Origin of the sequence: Sporosarcina ureae (assembly GCF_029267015.1) — a bacterium.
In the GTDB taxonomy this organism is placed as follows: domain Bacteria; phylum Bacillota; class Bacilli; order Bacillales_A; family Planococcaceae; genus Sporosarcina; species Sporosarcina ureae_D.
This window is the reverse complement of the sequence record NZ_JARIEA010000086.1, coordinates 77246-95210: the sequence shown is the minus strand read 5'-3', so window position 1 is coordinate 95210 and position 17965 is coordinate 77246. Positions and strand designations below refer to the sequence as shown.

Here is a 17965-nt window from a genome sequence, read left to right as displayed (position 1 = left end):
TGAGTGGTTCGGGATGGAAGCTCCAGTTGGGGGACGCTTTCCCATGGGCCCGCGGTGAGCCAACCAAGTCGCTGTGCTCCTTTTTGGTTGTCTCACCTGATCGGGCTGATCCATCGGGAGTCGCCCCCAACTTCCGCTTCCATCCTACGTTGATAGTGCGAGTACCGGGATCACTTTCTGTAGAAAGTGTGTGAATTATTGTTTTGTCTTCACTTATTAAGATTCAAGTATTGAAGTTCAAAATCTATTACAACACTTACTTTAATGCGCAACAAAAAGTATTATCCACTCATATTGCAAGGGATTGGAGCGGCAGGCGGCGACTCTTGGAGGATCAGGACGACAGGTGAGACGACTAAGAGAGCGTAGCGAACAGTCGGCTCACCGCGTCCCCTCCAGAACGCGTCCGCCTAGAGCGCAAATCCCCCTACCCTCCCCCATCGCCAGCCTATCAATAGCACCTTTCCCTACCAATTCCCAACGTAAAAAAGCTGTCCTAAGAAGTCAGTAAAGCCCTGACATCTTGGACAGCACGTGCAACCCTTATTATTCCGAAAGCTCTTCCCCGACGATCTTCACTTCCATCTCCAGATCAATCCCGAAATTCTTCTTCACTTCCGCTTTCACCATCTCAATCGTCCGAATATAATCCGACGCCGTAGCGTCTTTCTTATTCACGATGAATCCCGCATGCTTAGTAGACACTTCCGCTCCACCAAACCCTTTACCTTGCAATCCACTATCCTGGATCAACTTCCCAGCGAAGTAGCCCGGTGGTCGTTTGAACACACTACCCGCTGAAGGATATTCGAGAGGTTGTTTCGACTCACGCTGGAACGTTAAGTCCGCCACCACAGAATCGATATCTTTTTGCTCACCTTGAGCGAGTACGAACTCTGCTGATAAAACATAATAACCTTCTGTAGTAATGATACTTTTGCGATACCCTAGTTCCAACTCGTCTTTTGAAAGCACAAAAATCTTTCCTGTGCTGTCCATTACGGTTGCTTGAAGAATAATGTCTTTGATTTCTCCACCGTATGCACCTGCGTTCATTGCCATGGCACCACCGATTGACCCCGGTATTCCACACGCAAACTCTAGACCCGTTAAGCAGGCTTTTGCCGCTTCCCTAGAGGCTTCAATAATGTCAGCACCAGCTTCCGCTATCATTCTATTACCTTCAATATTTATATGATTGAAGTTCGCCATATACATGACAATTCCTCGTACACCGCCGTCACGAACGACCATATTCGAACCGTTCCCTAGCAATAAAATCGGTATATTGTGATCGTAAGCATAGCTAACAACCGCTTGCACTTCTTCTATTGTGCCAGGCGCGGCAACGACATCCGCTTTACCGCCTAGGCGTGTTTTCGTATATTTGTTTAGTGGTTCATCAAGTAACAACCAACCGCTTTGTATTTTCTTTTGAAGTTCTTCAAACCATCGATGTTTTGACACCTACATCAAGTCCTTTCAGTATACGTGTCTCCAATTTTACGGAAACAATCTTATCCATCTATTAGTATGCTTGCAATCGGCCTTTTTGACAAGGTATTTCATTTTGACTTTCAAAGTTATTTCAATTACAGTTTAGCTAACTAAATATCCATAAGGAGGAGTGAAAGTGAATAGATGGAAAGTAGATCGCATAGCGTCCACTGTCGGCTTTTCAGTTCCACATATGATGGTATCCACTGTAACGGGAACGTTTGAAGAGTTTTCAGGTGAATTACAAGGGAATATAGCGGATCTAACAAAGAGCAAGATTAATTTTCAAGTAATTGTCCCTTCAATCCAGACGAAGAATAGAGACCGTGATCTACATTTATGCTCGAAAGACTTTTTTGATGCACAAATCTTTCCACAAATGACTTTCACTTCTCGTTCCATTTACAACGACACAGACGGCAAGTATCAAATGTCCGGTGACCTCACTGTTAAAAACACGACGAAGCGGGCAGTATTCTATATCACTCCCAAAGAAGTCACCATATTCGGCGCTACTTATCTTGTCGAGGGTGAAATCAAAAGAAAAGACTTCGGTTTAATGTGGAATCGCGCAATCGAAGCTGGTGGTGTCATGGTCGGCGATGTAATTGATATTCAAATGACGATTGTAGTTTCTAAAGATGAAGAAAATATAAAACAGCAGCAACCCGAATAGGTCACTGCTTTAAAAGCTTGAAGACAACTCGAGAACTTTTCTGAGTATATCTTCAAGCTTTTCTTTCATTATAGTGTGGACTCACTACCTTGGGATAAGGTGCTAGTTAATCGTAAATGAAATACATCCTCCACGAATGTAAACTATACCCTTTTAGATTATCTACTTTTCAAGAAAGTTAGATATCACAAGAATCGTCGTCACATTGACCGCCATGATCCGCGCCTAGTACTTGTAACGTTGGTTTCGTAATTCCTTCTTCTTCGGCAATCTTTTCTAACGCTTCGACAAATGCTTCTGTGGGCTGTGCGCCGCTTATAGCATACTTCCTATTAATAACAAAGAACGGTACGCCTTTAACTCCAACTTCCTGCGCTTCTTCAATATCGCGTTTCACTTCGTTAGAGAAGTCATTACTATGAAGCATCGCCTTGGTTTTCTCTACATCCAATCCAGCCTCTGTGGCGATCGCTACGAGTACTGGCTCCGTATCGATGCTCTCCCCTTCTACGAAGTAGCTATGCATTAGCCGCTCTGTTACTTCCTTCTCGAGTCCGTGCTTTTCTGCGAATTTCGCAAGGCGATGTGCATCGAATGTATTGGATGTTTTCATTTTATCCACTTGATAATGAAGATCCACTGTTTTTGCTTGCTCTTCTATATTCTTCATCATGTTTTCTGCTTCTTGTTTACTGACATTAAATTTAACGGCTAATCCATCCACTATCGATTGGCCAGAATCGATAGGTGTACTTGGATCCAATTGATATGCCTTGAATATAACCTCCGCTTTTTCGTCAAGTCCCGACTGTTTTAAGGCATACTCCAAACGTCTTTTACCAATATAACAAAATGGACAAACATAATCCGACCATACTTCAATTTTCATTTTTTGCCCCACCTTTCTATCTTCTATTTTAGATTCAAGTAAAGTTGGCAACAATGTTAATGCTTACGTTATGTAAATTTAAAGAATGAGGTGTCTAAATGAATGAATCATTATGGCTTGCTACTGCTTATCCGAATTCTAGTTATCCAACAGTAGAAGATGATTTAACATGTGAAGTGTTGATCATCGGAGGTGGTTTAAGTGGAATAGCGAATGCTTACTTTTTAGCTAAACAAGGAAAAGACGTGGTGTTGCTAGAGAAGAACAACTTGCTGCACGGCGCAACAGGAAACTCTACAGGCAAATTAACCGCCCAACACGATTTGGTGTATGCGGATATGATTGAACAATTTGATGTGGATAGTGCTAAACGATATTTCAATGTGAATGAACAAGCTCTTGATTTCGCACGCTCCATTTCTGAAGCAGACCAATTGCAAGCTGCCCATTCAGCACTTTATTCTCAATCGGCTGAGGGCACAGAACGATTACTTGCGGAAAAAAAAGCTTACGAAGCGATTGGAATTCCATTTGTTCTTGCAGGAAATGCATCCTACTTGCCATTCGAAACTGCTCACACATTACTAGTCGAAGACGAAGCGCAAATACATCCCGTTCGTTTCGGTCAACAACTAGCGGAACTTGCTGTGAAAGAAGGAGCACGAATATTTGAACATGCACAAGTCGCTGCTTTGGATACCGATCGTCATTTCGTCAAGCTCTCTTCATCTAAAATAGTCGGTTACCGTCAGCTCGTCATCTGCTCTCATTACCCTATTGAAGCTCTAGAAGGCATGCAAATTCTCAAACTGGACGTGGAGCGATCCTATATCGCTGCAGCAAAAACCGAAACGCCATTTGACCATCAATATATAGCAGTGGACGAGCCGAAACGCTCCATACGAACCGCTACGATTGATGATCAATCGTATTTGTTGCTATGTGCGCAATCGCATCCTGCCGGTTCAGAAAAAGAAACGCAATTACATTATGATAGCTTGACCGAGGATATAAAAACGACTTTGGGACATCCTGATATTGTCTACAAATGGTCGGCACAGGATCCATCTACCCCCGATTTAATACCTTATGCAGGAGCCATTTCAACGTCTTCTCCAGACGTTTATATTAGTACGGGCTATCGGAAATGGGGACTATCCAACTCTTTGGCCTGTGCAGAAATCATTTCGGATGCAATTGTCGGACGATCGAATGCCGCAAGTGAATTGTTTTCTCCAGGCAGAAGCGATTTTGGTTCATTGTTCAATCGTGGCTTATTATTAGGCGGCCGTACTGTAAAAGAATTTGCTGGTGGACATATCGCCCGAACCGACTCTCCGATCTGTACGCATATGGGTTGCCGCACCCGATGGAATAAAGGAGATCAAACATGGGACTGTCCTTGTCACGGTTCACGGTTCCGTGCAGATGGAACCGTCTTGGAAGGGCCTGCCACCCAACCATTAGATTTAGGATAAAAAAACTGTCACAGAAATCGAGTTACCGATTCTCTGTGACAGTCTACTGATTATGAAAGTGCTTCAGTCAATACAGGAACAATTTGTTTCTTGCGTGAAACGATTCCTCTTAATAATGCAGAATTATTGTTGAAATCTACATTAAACGCAGACCCTGCACGTTCCGCTTCTTTTCCAAGCGCAATGATAACCGAGTCACTATTAATGATGTCAGTCACAACAAACAGGAATAAATCCAATCCCTTTTGTTCGATCACTTCATTTAATACAACTTCTAGTTCATCTTGACGTCCAAGGATATCTTGCAAGTCCACTGCGTTTACTTGTGCGATTTCCATTTTCACATCGCCGAAAACAAATTCTTTTGCATCTAAGTTAGCCAAATCTCTTACTGGCACTGAACTCAAGTCCGCCCCTGCTTTTAACATGTCTAAACCATATACAGCCGCATCTACTTCTGCAATAGCGGCAAGTTCTTCAGCTGCTGCCTGATCTTGAGCTGTAAACGTTGGTGATTTGAACAGCAATGAATCCGACACAATAGCGGAAAGCATTAAACCAGCAATATTTTTCGGTATTTCAACGCCATGTTCTTTGAATAATTTATTCAAAATCGTTGCTGTACAGCCTACTGGTTCGGCACGGTAATAGAGCGGATCATTTGTCTGGAAATTCGCAATGCGGTGATGATCGATCACTTCCAACACTTGTACATCATCCAAGTCATCCACACTTTGCTGCTTTTCATTGTGGTCGACTAAGATGACTTGGGATGTTTCAGTTGCCGCTTTTTCAATTAGACGTGGGGCTTCAAAACCGAAAGTCTCAAGAGCGTACGCTGTTTCTTTCGTGATATTCCCTAGACGTACAGCTTCTGCATCCACACCAATTTGTTGTTTGAGATATGCATACGTAATCGCAGATGCGATAGAATCCGTATCCGGGTTTTTATGTCCAATAACCAAAACTTTTGACATTTTTTAATTCCTCCTATTTCACTATGTTTACTAACTATATTCTATCACACTAATTCTGATTGACTAGTGGGAAATAGTAAAGATTGTATTTCGTCTTTATTATGAAGGAAGTCTGCAATCGTGTAGCGATCGAGTACGGCAAAATAAGCTTGGAGTGCTTCATATAATACACCCCTTAGCCGGCAGGCCTGGGACAATACGCACATGTTTTTATTTGGATCAAAACATTCGACTAAATGAAAGTCGTCTTCTGTTTTACGAACCAATTCTCCTACATTGATACTAATCGGTTCTACACTGAGACGGATTCCGCCACCACGACCGCGAATAGTTTCGATCAATTCCAGCTTCCCTAATTCATGGACTATTTTGGTGAGGTGATTTTTCGAGATCTGATAAGCATCCGATATTTCTTGAACAGTGGATAATTCACCCGGTTTCTTAGTAGCTAAAAAAATCAGAACACGCAGCGAATAATCTGTATACATTGTCAAACGCATAATATCACCACTTTCTGCTCTTCCTTCATTATAGCATTTCCGATTGAAAAATCATCGATTTACGCTGAAGGTTATAAGTGGAAGCATGGTTACTTTTTGAATAGAATGTGACAACCTTCACACTTTCTTTTTAAACATGTATTTAATATATAGCTTTTAAAACGTAAATGATTTATGATAGAGATATCAAATACGGAGAGGTTGTGCTTTATCAATGTTAGATCAAAAAACTATCGACGTTATCAAATCCACAGTACCAGTACTAGAGGAACACGGAACAGCTATTACTACAGTGTTTTACAAAAATATGTTTGTAGCTCATCCAGAATTACTAGATATATTCAACCACGCTAATCAGTCTCAAGGACGTCAGCAGACTGCTCTTGCAAACACAGTATACGCAGCAGCGCAACATATCGATAACCTAGAAGCAATTCTACCGGTTGTTGTACAAATCGCTCACAAGCACGTATCACTTGGAATCTTGCCAGAACATTATCCAATTGTCGGAGAGTATCTATTAAAAGCCATTAAAGAAGTACTTGGCGATGCAGCGACTCCTGAAATTATGGATGCATGGGAAGCCGCTTACGGTGTAATCGCTGGCGCATTCATCGGTGTAGAAAAAGATATGTACGAGAATACAGAAAAAGCTGACGGCGGATGGGCATTATTTAAAGACTTCGAAATCGTCGACAAAGTAGAAGAAAGTGATGTCATTACTTCATTTTACTTAAAGCCTGTTGATGGCAAAAAATTACCATACTATTTACCAGGACAATACATTACAATCCGCATGGAAATCCCAGGCGCGAAAAATATTGTTAATCGTCAATATAGTTTGTCTCAAAAATCAAACGATGAGACATTCCGTATCTCGGTTAAACGCGAAGATACATTATCACCAAACGGCGTAGTATCTTGCTACTTGCATGATCATGCAAGCGTTGGCGACATTGTTGAAGTCAGTGCACCAGCAGGTGATTTCTTCTTGGATCCAACAGGTACAGCTCCAGTTACATTAATCAGCGGTGGTGTAGGTATTACACCTATGAAAGCTATGTATTCAACGATTGCAGACTTGTCTCCTGAACGTGAAGTGGCATTCTTGCATTCTGCACGTACACGCAGCCAACAAGCATTTGCGAATAAACTAGAGCAATTAAATGCAAAATTGCCAAACTCTACGTACAAAGCTCTTTATTCAGAAGAGGGGGACGGCATGTTCACTCGTGAGTTCCTTGAAGAAAACGTCATTGCGGGCAGTGATGTTTACGTATGTGGACCTACTGGCTTCATGGAGTTCGTTCTTCAGCAGCTTCACGCAATGGGTGTACCAGAAGAGAAAATTCACTTCGAGTTCTTCGGTCCAGCTGTAGCACTTCAATTACAATCAGTATAAGCGCAAAACACCCTCGTGAATCAATTCACGAGGGTGTTTTTATATTTTATTTGGCATACGGAACGAAGCCGTGATGAGTGCTGCTACTAAAAACAAACCTAAATAGCCAACGACCGGATATAGCGTACTGACCAATTTAGTAAATCCAAAAAAGCTAAGTACATAGCCAACTACTAGGGATAATGCTACAAACACTTTAAACTTTAGCGTGCCGCTTTTGATGAATCGAGCACCAAATGCATAGAACATACTAACTGCTGTATTGAAGATCATGCCGTACAAAATACACGCCATGAAAACAGCAAAGATCGGTGAAATATTATTAATAACCGCAAGCATCGGCAATTCTGCCCCTGCTACGTTTTCTATTTGCGAGAAGATCGCCAAGTGACTTAACAGAATTAAAATACCCAATCCTAAGCCACCTGCAAATCCTCCCCACGCTGCTGTTTTTTCATTTTTCTCCGCACTTCCCATGACAATCGCCATCGGTGCTCCTAGCGCAATATTAAACGATACATAATTAATTGCAGATATAAACCAGTTAGGCAATGTCGTCGGCAAGGCTTTTGCAATAGGGTCAAGAACAGCGAACGTTGTATCCATCGTGACGATACTATAAACAGATACAGCGACTACTGCAATAATTAAAAGCGGTGTGACACTACCGATTATTGCAACTACCTTATCTACGTTTAATAATACCGTCAAGAACACTAATACTATCATTAGTAAACTACCTACATACGTCGGCAAGCCGAATTGCTGGTGTAAATTGGCGCCAGCACCTGCAAGCATCACCACTCCGACGCCAAATAGCGTGAAGATAATAATGCCATCCACGATGACGCCTAAATAACGTCCGCTGATTTTGTAGATTGCGTCTTTATGCGATGGTGTCTGCATTCTACTTCCAAGGCGTGTTAATGTCATTCCTAAATACGCGAACAGTGCCGTACAAATTACTGCGCCAATCATGCCTAAATAGCCGAAGCTCGTAAAATACGTCATGATTTCATTGCCAGAAGCAAATCCTGCTCCTACAACAATTCCAATAAAAGCACTGCCCATTTTTAATAATTTCTTCATGATTTCCCCTATTCTTCTCTGTAGCTAGATACATGTAAAATGTTCGTTAGCCTATTTTCTATATTTCGAGACGAACGGATTGTCTTTTTCGTAAAAACGCCAAGGATAATGTACAGCTTCTCCTGTATTCCCAATCCCTACTCGTGGCCCAGCTTCTATCTCACTTTGAGGTAAGCCCTCTGCGATATAGAGAGGCTTCTGCGTCCAATGATGCCCATAGTATGACATCGTCACTCCAAGCGCTTTGGAAAGCTTGCCTGGCCCATTTGTAAGATCCGTCACTTTCTTAATGTGTATGCCGCGCCTTGCCTGCATATGACTTACTCCCTCTATCGGCTCACCTGCACGTAATAAGACCGCATGAGGTGTGCCTTCTTTTGCGCTCACGACATTCATCAGTACATGGGTATGCATCTGATATGTATAGACGGATCCCGGCTCACCGAACATGACTTCCGTACGTTTCGTTCTACGGTTACCGTAACTATGCGCAGCACGGTCTTCGGCCCCATGATACGCTTCTGTTTCCACAATCCTGACTACTGATAGTCCTTCGGGTTGTTCATGGACAATATATTGGCCGACTAAATTGCGAGCAAGCTCTAATACGGGAGCATCAAAGAACGATGAATCTATCGGTTCATACATACTATCTTCTCCTTTCACTTCCTATGCCAAGCCTTGTCCTGTTGCAAATTCACGATAGAGATCATGTGTGTGTAATAGTTCTGTATGATTTCCTCTACCGGTGATCTGGCCATTCTCTAAAAACAATATTTGATCTGCATGCAGCACCGTTGCTAACCGATGCGCAATAAGGAGAGTTGTCCTACCGTACATTAAGTGACGTAACGCTTCTTGAACATGCGTTTCCGAACCACTATCTAAATTGGATGTAGCTTCATCCAATAATAAAATCTTAGGATTATGCAGTAACGCACGTGCAATCGCAATTCGCTGGCGCTGCCCCCCAGAGAGCTTCATGCCACGCTCCCCTACCATGGTATCGAATTGATCAGGCATATCTTTTATGAAAGTATAAGCATTGGCTGCTTTTGCAGCTTCAATAACTTGTTCGACAGGTGGTCTTTCTTCAAGACCATATGCAATATTATCGAGAATGGTTCCGCTGAGTAACGGGCTTTCTTGTGAGACGTAGCCTATGCGTTTTCGCCAATCGGATAAAGGAATAGTATCGATCGAATTTTCTCCAACTCGTATTTCCCCAGATGTAGGTTGATAAAATCTTTCTACCAGTGAAAAGATCGTCGTCTTCCCGCCACCACTTGGTCCGACAAATGCCGTTACAGTGCCTGGCTCAGCATTGAATGAAATTCCGTTCACTACGTTCTTTCCCTCTTCATATGAAAAATGAACATTTGAAAACGTAATGGCTTCTTCTGTTTTCGTTATACTGTCACCTTCTGCAGACTCTGAATCCATTCGCAAAATCCCTTGAATTCGCTCCGTTGCACCTACTGCTTTTTGGAATGAAGTGAAAAACTGGGCCATTTGTGCAAATGGTACGATAATCTGAAATAACAAGAATATAATCGCGACGAGCGTTCCAGCCGATAATGCGCCTTTTGCGACTTGGGCTCCGCCATATCCAAGAATCACTACTAGGATACCCATCATAGTCAACATCATAATAGGCGAAATTACTGCTTGGATTTTTGCTTCTTTCAGCCCATATCGAAACAAAGACTGAATGGCAATTTTTCCTTTTTCACCTTCAGCAGGTTCTGCGCGATACGCTTTTACTAAACGTATATCTCCAAGCACACGTCCGAGATGGCCGGAAAACTTCGCCATTTCAGCTTGTGTCGCTTTTGCAACTTTATGCATTAACCGCCCAAGCGGATACAGAATAGCCATACTGATTGGTATACTGACTAACATAATAACTGTCATTTTCCAGTCTAGTACCAATAGAATAACGATCGCTCCGATAATGGAGATCATACCCGAGATAAACGATACTAGATGCTCTGAGACAAGGGATTTTAATACAGTGGTATCTTGTGTGATACGACTCATTGTTTCTCCCGTTTCATTTTGATCAAAGTACGGTACAGGCAACCGGAGCACTTTTTGCCATAATTGATTACGCAAGTCCGCAACTACCGTCTCACCTATATAGGCAAGCATATAGTAGGAAAATCCTCCGGCGATTGCTTGCACTACAAATAAGACGAGTAAGAAGATACCCGTTTTCCAATTTAGTAATTCACTTGTGAAAGAGTCCACTAAATCTTTAGTAATTAACGGAACAGCCAGTCCTGCAGCCGTTTCAACTAGAGACAGTATCAAAGCGAAAACCGTCACGGCTATTGGCCAATGTAACATTTTAACTAAACTCATAAAGTTTTTAATGGATCCTTTTGGTTTTGCTTGAGCACGCATGATGCACCCTCTTTTCTACCTTATTCAAATGGATGTTGCGTAAGCCCTTGAAGATACTCACCGATACGCTGCCAATCGGCTTCAAGTTCGGGTCTAAGAGATGGGCGATAAAATACGGAGGCTGGATGGAATGTCGGTAATATCGTGTAGGACTCCTCCGTTAAACTATATTGTTTATCTTCTAATGTCGCCAAATATTGAACAGGTTGCGTAAGAACTTGTCCATGCAAGGCTGTGACCTTCGCATGTTTTCCAAGCATTCGCTGCAAACCGATATTACCAAGTGTCACAATGAGCTTAGGCTGAAGGTTCTCTACTTCAAAATCAAGTACAAGCGCATGGGCCAATTGCTCTTTTTGTGTCGGTGGACGATTATATTTACGTTCCGTTAACGTCCCATCCCGTTCTTTCTTCGTCCCCCATTTATATGGTCTGCTTCGAAATGAGCTAGTCATATAAACGTCTTCACGTGTTAAACCAATGGATGAAAGTGACTTCATCAGCTCATCGCCTGCACGTCCAACGAACGGAACACCGTGTATTGCTTCCTGTTCTCCTGGCGCCTCTCCGATCAATAAGAGTGTAGGTGATTTCGGACCTTCTCCACGGACAAAGCCTTCTACCGGAAATCCTTCGCTACGTTCTAAAGCTATACGCACCATTTCATCTGGTATGCGAAACATCGTATCCACTCCTTTATGTAATTATAAAGGTTTCTGTGTGGAATCAAAAATGTTAACCATTGAAAAAACCGCTCCCATTTATGTTAAATGGAAACGGCTTACTTTATACTATGTCAATTCGGTTTGTTTCGTTTCTGTTCCAAGGAATATCACAGCTAGCACTCCTACCATAATGGCTGCACAGAAAATGCCAAAGATGATTCCGAACCCATAGCCTGCTGCTAACAACGAGCCGACAAGAAGCGGTCCGAAAATGCCTCCTACGCGTCCAATAGCCGCAGCGACTCCAGACCCCGTAGCTCGAATGGCTGTAGGGTATTGTTCCGGAGAATAAGCATAGAGTGCTCCCCACGCACCTAAGTTGAAGAAGGATAGAAAAGCACCAGCTAGCATCAATGTAGTCAATGTCTCCGCATTGCCGAAAGCAAGCGCACTGATTGCCGTTCCAAATAAATACGTAGCCAGAACAAACTTACGTCCCATACGCTCGATTAGCCATGCGGCACTGAAATAACCAGGAAGCTGTGCCAATGTCATGAGTAGTACATAGCCAAAGCTTTTGATCAGACTAAAACCTTTGATCACCATGACACTCGGTAACCATAGGAACATACCGTAATATGAGAAGACAACAGCAAACCAAACGATCCACAACATAATCGTTCGTTTCCTGAATGCCGGAGCAAGTAATTGTTTAAGTTTATGACCTGTCGTTTCTGTCGTTTTACCTTCTTCTTCAAACTTTTTGGAATCCGGTAAATTTCGGCGTAGATAAATTGCATAAAAAGCAGGCAAAGCCGTGATGATCAATGCGACACGCCAACCGAATGCAGGGATTACAAAATATGCGATCAACGCAGCAATAAGCCAACCAGCTGCCCAAAAACTTTCCAACAGAACGACTACTCGTCCACGCTCTTTCGCCGAAACACTCTCTGACACAAGCGTCGATGCGACTGGAAGTTCCCCGCCTAATCCTGCTCCGACTAAGAAACGTAATGCCAAGAACGCCCATAGAGTCGTCGTCAGCGCGGATAAGCCACTCGCTACGGAAAACAACACCAGCGTCAGCATGAATACATGTTTTCGTCCAATCCGATCGGCTAATAAACCGAAGCCAAATGCCCCGATGGCCATACCGATTGAGTTCACACTGCCAATCCATCCCATCTCCGTTGACGTTAAATTCCATTCTACAGCGAGCGCAGCAATGATGAAGGATAAAATTCCAACATCCATCGCATCGAACATCCACCCTGTACCGGCGATGCCTAATAATTTATTTCTTGAAATCTCTTTCTTCTTCACCTGTCTTCTACCTTTCCATTATGTAATCTTTGGGTGTCTTTACATGTGTCATTATAGCATTTCATCTTTGTATTTGACTAGTTTTTTCGAGAAGCCGATTGGGGAGATTGGGGCTATGAGCATTTATGTGGGCTTATACAGCGGTTGCGAAGGCCAATAGAGCACTCGCAGCGTCGCTATGAGCGCTTACGAAGCCTAATAGAGCAGTCACGAGGTCCGATAGAGCGTTCAAGCCAGTTCATTGAGCATGCTACATCTATTTGCAACACAAAAATGAAAAAACCCGAAAGACTAAGTCTCCCGGGATTTCCTTCATTCTTATAGTCCAGCTTCTACTTCTTTGATCATTTCTTTGATTGATTGAAGTCCGCCACCAGATAGGTACCAGTATTCACCATTCAAATAAACCATTTTGTCGTTCTTGAATGCGTTTGTTTTCTTCACTAGATCATTTTCAACAGAGTCTTTTGCTGTTGCACCGTTACCAATTGCTGCGTCACGGTCAATCACAAAGAGAATATCTGGGTTTGTTTCTAAGATATATTCAAATGTAATATTTTGTCCATGTGTAGAAACTTCAATTTTCTCATCAGCCGGTTCAAAACCGAATACGTCGTGAACTAGTCCGAAACGTGAGCTTGGACCGTATGCACTTACTTTTCCTTCAGTCGCCAAGACGATCAACGCTTTGCTGTCTACGCCTTCAGTTTTAGACTTGATTTCTTCAATACTTGCGTCTACGTCTGCTAATTCAGTGTTCATTTCATCTTCTTTGTCGAAGATTTCAGCAATTTTGCCCATGTTTTCTTTGAATGATTCCATGTAGTTAGATGTGTCAACACCCATATAGATAGTTGGTGCGATTTCAGACAACTGATCGTACAAGTCTGTTTGACGACCAGAGATGAAAATTACATCTGGCTTCATTGCATTAATTGCTTCAAAGTCAGGCTCTTTCAAACTACCAAGGTTTTCATACTTTTCATCTTCATACTTAGATAGGTATCCAGGTACGTTTGATTGTGGAAGACCTGCTACTTCAACTCCAAGCTCATCTAATGTATCCAAAGTTCCAAAGTCGAATACTACCACTTTTTCAGGGTTTTTCTCAAGTGTTGTTTCGCCAAGTTCATGCTCAATTGTTACTTCCGTGCTTTCTTCAGCCGGCTTATCTTCTGGTGTTGCGTTGTCTGCAGGTTTTTCTTCTTCTTTGGCACCGCCACAAGCAGCTAGTGCAAGCATTAAGATTAGTGCAAATAGAGAGAGTGTAAGTTTTTTCATGTTAAATGTAGTCCTCACTTTTCGATTTAATTTTACGAGTTAAAGTAGACGCAAATACGGCAATTCTTCATTTGTTGAATCGGAATATCCATATCGTAGATCTCACGTAATGATTCTGATGTAATAATATCGTTGGTTAAACCGTCCTTGACGACTTTACCATTCTTTAATGCAACGATACGGTCTGAATAGACGGACGCAAAGTTGATGTCATGCAAGACGATGACTACTGTTTTCCCTAAATCATCAACGAGCTGACGCAAGATTTTCATAATCTGTACAGAATGTTTCATATCCAAGTTATTTAGTGGCTCATCCAATAAAATATAATCCGTATCTTGTGCAATTGTCATTGCAATGAAAGCTCGTTGACGCTGTCCACCGGATAATTCATCCAAATAAGCTTCTTGCATGTCAATCAAGCCCATATATTCAAGTGCCTGATCGACCATCCGCTCATCTTCATCTTGCAAACGGCCCTTACAGTGCGGGAAACGACCGAATGCGACGAGTTCACGGATTGTCAACTTAACATTCATGAAGTTGGATTGCTTTAATATCGCAACGCGCTTAGCAAAGTCATTGGATTTCATTTCTTTTACCTTATGTTTATCAAGCAATACTTCGCCCGTGTCAGCATCCATTAATCGACTTACCATTGAAAGAAGAGTAGATTTACCAGCCCCGTTTGGTCCAATGAATGATGTAATTTTCCCACGATGTATATTTACACTGACCTTTTCGACGACTGCTTTTTTGCCATAAAATTTCGTTAGCTCACGAACTTGAATCATGAGGATCGACTCTCCTTTAATAATAAGTAAATAAAGTACATGCCACCGACAAAGTTAATGATTACACTCAGTGTGGTCGAGAAAGAGAAGATGCGCTCGACGATCCACTGACCACCGACTAATGCAATGATACTCATCAATGCAGCACCCGCGATTAAGGTCGAATGCTTAAATGTTTTGAAGAATTGATACGACAAGTTGGCGACGATTAATCCGAAGAATGTAATCGGTCCTACGAGTGCTGTGGATACCGCGATTAACACGGCCGACAGTATCAGCATTAGTTTGACGACTTTCTGATACGGCACACCGAGGTTTATCGCGGTATCGCGACCCAATGATAAGACATCAAGTTCATTAATATAGCGCCAACCGATAATCAACGTTATAACCAGTATGGCAAATGCCCACCAGACGAGATCCCCGTTAATATTGTTAAAACTCGCAAACATCTTATCTTGCACGCGCAAGAATTCATTCGGGTCAATCATCACTTGCAGGAATGTAGAAATACTTCCAAAGAATGTACCGACTATAATACCGACCAACAACAAGAAGTAGATTGGACGGTTTCCTCTGCCGAATAAAAAGTGATAGAGCAGCAAAGCGAACAATACCATCGCTCCAACCGATAGCATGAAGTTGAATTGCTGATTAATCAGTACGAATGACGTTGATCCAAAAAAGAATATTAGAACGGTTTGCAGAAGGATATACAATGAATCCAATCCCATAATACTCGGTGTCAGGATACGGTTATGCGTAATCGTCTGAAAAATAACGGTGGAATATGCCACTGCGACGCCTGTCAAAACCATCGCGACTACTTTAATTGCTCTTCTAGGAAGCGCGTAGTCATAGCTGCCGTTCAAGTCATGGAATAAATATAATCCACAAAACACCAATGAAAATGCTAGTAAAATTAGTAACTTCGTTCTGTTACGCATAAGCTTTCCCCCTAAACAACAAGAACAGGAAGATTGCACTTCCAATGACACCGACCATTAAACTGATCGAGATCTCATACGGGAATATAATAACCCTGCCCAGAATGTCACAGATAAGAAGGAAAACCGCGCCTAGTAATGCGGTATGTGGCAACGTCTTTTGTAGATGATCTCCTTTAAAGATGGAGACGATGTTCGGGATGATTAATCCTAAGAACGGAATCAGTCCTACTGTCAATACTACAGTTGTCGTAATCAATGCAACTAGAACTAAGCCAATATTGACTATACTCTTGTAAGCCAGTCCTAAGTTCTTGGCAAAATCTTCCCCCATTCCCGCCACTGTAAATCGATTCGCATATAAATATGTAATGATTAACACAGGAACACTGATGTATAAAAGCTCATAACGACCTTTCATGATCATGGAAAAGTCTCCTTGAAGCCAAGCAGACATATTCTGAATCACGTTAGCCTTAAATGCAAAGAATGTGGTAATGGAAGATAAGATGTTACCGAACATCAATCCAACAAGCGGAATGAATATCGCATCTTTAAATTTAATACGGTCCAGAATTTGCATGAACAAGAATGTACCAAGTAAGGCGAATGTGAATGAGACCGCCATTTTTTCTAGTAATGTTGCGTTAGTAAATATCAACATGGATACTAATATTCCAAGCTTGGTCGCGTCTAATGTGCCTGCCGTAGTTGGGGAAACGAATTTATTTCGGCTGAGTTGTTGCATGATCAAACCGGCGATACTCATTCCGGCACCTGCAAGCAATATCGCGACTAATCGTGGAACTCGGCTAATTAAGAAAATCTCTGTTTCTTCTGAGCGCCAGTCTAATAAGTCCGCTGGGGTAATTCGGCTTGCGCCAACAAACAGCGAAACGAATGATAGAAGTATAACCGCTGTAATTAAGTAACGTTTCTTCATGAAGAACCTCGATATCGAATATTTGAGCTTTTATCACTTAAATGAAAATGATTATCATTCGCTCATGATCAACATTAACGTGTTTAGCATATGATGTCAACCGCCAACTGAAAATCATTATCATTACTTTTTATAGAATCCAAACAATGAGTCTTCAACACTATATTTTGTTTCATGCATTGCTTTAAGCAGTAAAAAATCGTTTTCCGTATAATACGGAAAACGATTTTTTTACTGCTGATTCATCATGTCACTCATATCTACTGCACTATCAAGTATTTCCTTAGGTACTTTGATTTCTTCAATTTCATTGATTTTTGTCATAGTCCCTTTAATATTCTGTGTGATTTTAGCCTGTTCCCCTTGCTGTTCAAATACCATGATCATATCCATATCGAAGTCTTTTGTGAAGAATGTCTTTTTATCGAGTGTGATTTTCATATCAACTTTTTCCACTTTCATATCTGATTCTTCCAATAAGGATTCCTCTGCTCCTGCTGGCATGTTTTGTTTCATCATATCATTCATAAGCGATGTGAATTTTTCACCGGAGCCTTTCAATGTTAATACATATTCATCATTCGTCTGTTCAAATGTAAAATCATCTGCATATTCTTCATACATAGAGAAATCGACAGGTGATTCTTGAGCACCCGCAATTTGTCCCATGATTTGTTCGTACATATCATCTTCGAACTTCATCCAACTCCCCGATTGAGGGTCTTTCATGAAGAAACCGTCTTCTGTAATGAACTGTTCTACAGCTACTTCTTCACCCGCTAATTGCGTATTGACCGTTTGATGCATAGCCAACGGTTCTAAGATCATGTCCATACTAAGTGTTGAGTCAACATCATGCGTACCTTCTCCCATTTGAATCTTCTGCTTAATTTCCATGTCGGAATGCAGACTATGTTGAGTTTCTGAAGCGGCATTTGCCTTTTCAATTACTTCACCAGCTGTTAGTTCGCTTTTTACAACTACTTCTTCTTTTTCACCTGTCATTGGATCTTCTTTCGGCTCAGCAGTTTGACCACAAGCACTCAATACAAACGCTAGCGTTCCTGCTGTTAGAATCGTTGTCCATTTTTTCAT

Annotated in this window: 17 protein-coding genes; 3 read left to right on the top strand and 14 right to left on the bottom strand. The window is 41.8% G+C overall.

What is annotated here, in order from left to right; translation table 11 throughout:
- Positions 1-546: 546 nt before the first annotated feature.
- Positions 547-1467, bottom strand: coding sequence for a UDP-N-acetylmuramate dehydrogenase (gene murB / locus Q7P97_RS15540; protein ID WP_303970525.1), 921 nt, complete (start codon positions 1465-1467; stop codon positions 547-549).
- A 166-nt stretch (positions 1468-1633) separates the two neighbouring features.
- Between murB and Q7P97_RS15535 the strand changes: the two genes are divergently transcribed.
- On the top strand, positions 1634-2173 hold the full coding sequence (locus Q7P97_RS15535; RefSeq protein WP_303970523.1) for a YceI family protein: 540 nt from the start codon (positions 1634-1636) through the stop codon (positions 2171-2173).
- Positions 2174-2351: 178 nt separating this feature from the next.
- On the opposite strand, the gene Q7P97_RS15530 is transcribed toward Q7P97_RS15535, so the two are convergent.
- Positions 2352-3062 (bottom strand): DsbA family oxidoreductase, encoded by a 711-nt coding sequence (locus Q7P97_RS15530; RefSeq protein ID WP_303970522.1) that lies wholly within the window; start codon positions 3060-3062, stop codon positions 2352-2354.
- A 98-nt stretch (positions 3063-3160) separates the two neighbouring features.
- Between Q7P97_RS15530 and Q7P97_RS15525 the strand changes: the two genes are divergently transcribed.
- Entirely contained in the window at positions 3161-4540 is a 1380-nt protein-coding gene (locus Q7P97_RS15525; protein WP_303970520.1) for an FAD-dependent oxidoreductase, read from the top strand.
- Positions 4541-4590: 50 nt separating this feature from the next.
- Here the strand turns inward: Q7P97_RS15525 and Q7P97_RS15520 are convergent, their stop codons facing one another.
- Both Q7P97_RS15520 and Q7P97_RS15515 read right to left on the bottom strand, forming a co-directional pair.
- Positions 4591-5517 (bottom strand): manganese-dependent inorganic pyrophosphatase, encoded by a 927-nt coding sequence (locus Q7P97_RS15520; protein ID WP_303970518.1) that lies wholly within the window; start codon positions 5515-5517, stop codon positions 4591-4593.
- A gap of 44 nt (positions 5518-5561) precedes the next feature.
- Positions 5562-6017, bottom strand: a complete 456-nt coding sequence (locus Q7P97_RS15515) for an RrF2 family transcriptional regulator (RefSeq protein ID WP_303970516.1) — start codon at positions 6015-6017, stop codon at positions 5562-5564.
- A 190-nt stretch (positions 6018-6207) separates the two neighbouring features.
- Between Q7P97_RS15515 and hmpA the strand changes: the two genes are divergently transcribed.
- On the top strand, positions 6208-7419 hold the full coding sequence (hmpA, locus tag Q7P97_RS15510) for an NO-inducible flavohemoprotein (RefSeq protein ID WP_369684302.1): 1212 nt from the start codon (positions 6208-6210) through the stop codon (positions 7417-7419).
- 39 nt (positions 7420-7458) lie between these two features.
- Here the strand turns inward: hmpA and Q7P97_RS15505 are convergent, their stop codons facing one another.
- From Q7P97_RS15505 to Q7P97_RS15460, 10 genes are all read right to left on the bottom strand, one after another.
- Positions 7459-8508 (bottom strand): YkvI family membrane protein, encoded by a 1050-nt coding sequence (locus Q7P97_RS15505; RefSeq protein WP_303970511.1) that lies wholly within the window; start codon positions 8506-8508, stop codon positions 7459-7461.
- Between the two features lie 51 nt (positions 8509-8559).
- Positions 8560-9156 carry a DNA-3-methyladenine glycosylase gene (locus Q7P97_RS15500; protein WP_303970508.1) on the bottom strand — a complete coding sequence of 199 codons (597 nt, stop codon included), beginning with the start codon at positions 9154-9156 and terminating at the stop codon, positions 8560-8562.
- 21 nt (positions 9157-9177) lie between these two features.
- Positions 9178-10914 (bottom strand): ABC transporter ATP-binding protein, encoded by a 1737-nt coding sequence (locus tag Q7P97_RS15495; RefSeq protein ID WP_303970506.1) that lies wholly within the window; start codon positions 10912-10914, stop codon positions 9178-9180.
- 20 nt (positions 10915-10934) lie between these two features.
- Entirely contained in the window at positions 10935-11597 is a 663-nt protein-coding gene (locus Q7P97_RS15490) for a uracil-DNA glycosylase (RefSeq protein ID WP_303970503.1), read from the bottom strand.
- A 108-nt stretch (positions 11598-11705) separates the two neighbouring features.
- On the bottom strand, positions 11706-12848 hold the full coding sequence (locus tag Q7P97_RS15485) for an MFS transporter (RefSeq protein WP_199173036.1): 1143 nt from the start codon (positions 12846-12848) through the stop codon (positions 11706-11708).
- 375 nt (positions 12849-13223) lie between these two features.
- On the bottom strand, positions 13224-14186 hold the full coding sequence (locus tag Q7P97_RS15480) for a siderophore ABC transporter substrate-binding protein (RefSeq protein ID WP_303970500.1): 963 nt from the start codon (positions 14184-14186) through the stop codon (positions 13224-13226).
- Positions 14187-14218: 32 nt separating this feature from the next.
- On the bottom strand, positions 14219-14980 hold the full coding sequence (locus tag Q7P97_RS15475; RefSeq protein ID WP_303970497.1) for an iron ABC transporter ATP-binding protein: 762 nt from the start codon (positions 14978-14980) through the stop codon (positions 14219-14221).
- Complete coding sequence (locus Q7P97_RS15470) at positions 14977-15927, bottom strand: iron chelate uptake ABC transporter family permease subunit (protein ID WP_303970495.1); 951 nt, start codon at positions 15925-15927, stop codon at positions 14977-14979. The genes Q7P97_RS15475 and Q7P97_RS15470 overlap by 4 nt, the downstream gene beginning before the upstream one ends.
- Positions 15920-16870, bottom strand: coding sequence for an ABC transporter permease (locus Q7P97_RS15465; RefSeq protein ID WP_303970493.1), 951 nt, complete (start codon positions 16868-16870; stop codon positions 15920-15922). The genes Q7P97_RS15470 and Q7P97_RS15465 overlap by 8 nt, the downstream gene beginning before the upstream one ends.
- A gap of 231 nt (positions 16871-17101) precedes the next feature.
- Complete coding sequence (locus Q7P97_RS15460; RefSeq protein ID WP_303970490.1) at positions 17102-17965, bottom strand: DUF6612 family protein; 864 nt, start codon at positions 17963-17965, stop codon at positions 17102-17104.

What these genes read in the sequence shown, in the direction of transcription:
- Q7P97_RS15530 (WP_303970522.1), bottom strand. Translation starts at nt 3,062, where the DNA reads ATGAAAATTGAAGTATGGTCGGATTATGTTTGTCCATTTTGTTATATT.
- Q7P97_RS15525 (WP_303970520.1), top strand. Translation starts at nt 3,161, where the DNA reads ATGAATGAATCATTATGGCTTGCTACTGCTTATCCGAATTCTAGTTAT.
- Q7P97_RS15520 (WP_303970518.1), bottom strand. Translation starts at nt 5,517, where the DNA reads ATGTCAAAAGTTTTGGTTATTGGACATAAAAACCCGGATACGGATTCT.
- Q7P97_RS15515 (WP_303970516.1), bottom strand. Translation starts at nt 6,017, where the DNA reads ATGCGTTTGACAATGTATACAGATTATTCGCTGCGTGTTCTGATTTTT.
- Q7P97_RS15505 (WP_303970511.1), bottom strand. Translation starts at nt 8,508, where the DNA reads ATGAAGAAATTATTAAAAATGGGCAGTGCTTTTATTGGAATTGTTGTA.
- Q7P97_RS15500 (WP_303970508.1), bottom strand. Translation starts at nt 9,156, where the DNA reads ATGTATGAACCGATAGATTCATCGTTCTTTGATGCTCCCGTATTAGAG.
- Q7P97_RS15495 (WP_303970506.1), bottom strand. Translation starts at nt 10,914, where the DNA reads ATGCGTGCTCAAGCAAAACCAAAAGGATCCATTAAAAACTTTATGAGT.
- Q7P97_RS15490 (WP_303970503.1), bottom strand. Translation starts at nt 11,597, where the DNA reads ATGTTTCGCATACCAGATGAAATGGTGCGTATAGCTTTAGAACGTAGC.
- Q7P97_RS15485 (WP_199173036.1), bottom strand. Translation starts at nt 12,848, where the DNA reads ATGTTCGATGCGATGGATGTTGGAATTTTATCCTTCATCATTGCTGCG.
- Q7P97_RS15480 (WP_303970500.1), bottom strand. Translation starts at nt 14,186, where the DNA reads ATGAAAAAACTTACACTCTCTCTATTTGCACTAATCTTAATGCTTGCA.
- Q7P97_RS15475 (WP_303970497.1), bottom strand. Translation starts at nt 14,980, where the DNA reads ATGATTCAAGTTCGTGAGCTAACGAAATTTTATGGCAAAAAAGCAGTC.
- Q7P97_RS15470 (WP_303970495.1), bottom strand. Translation starts at nt 15,927, where the DNA reads ATGCGTAACAGAACGAAGTTACTAATTTTACTAGCATTTTCATTGGTG.
- Q7P97_RS15465 (WP_303970493.1), bottom strand. Translation starts at nt 16,870, where the DNA reads ATGAAGAAACGTTACTTAATTACAGCGGTTATACTTCTATCATTCGTT.
- Q7P97_RS15460 (WP_303970490.1), bottom strand. Translation starts at nt 17,965, where the DNA reads ATGAAAAAATGGACAACGATTCTAACAGCAGGAACGCTAGCGTTTGTA.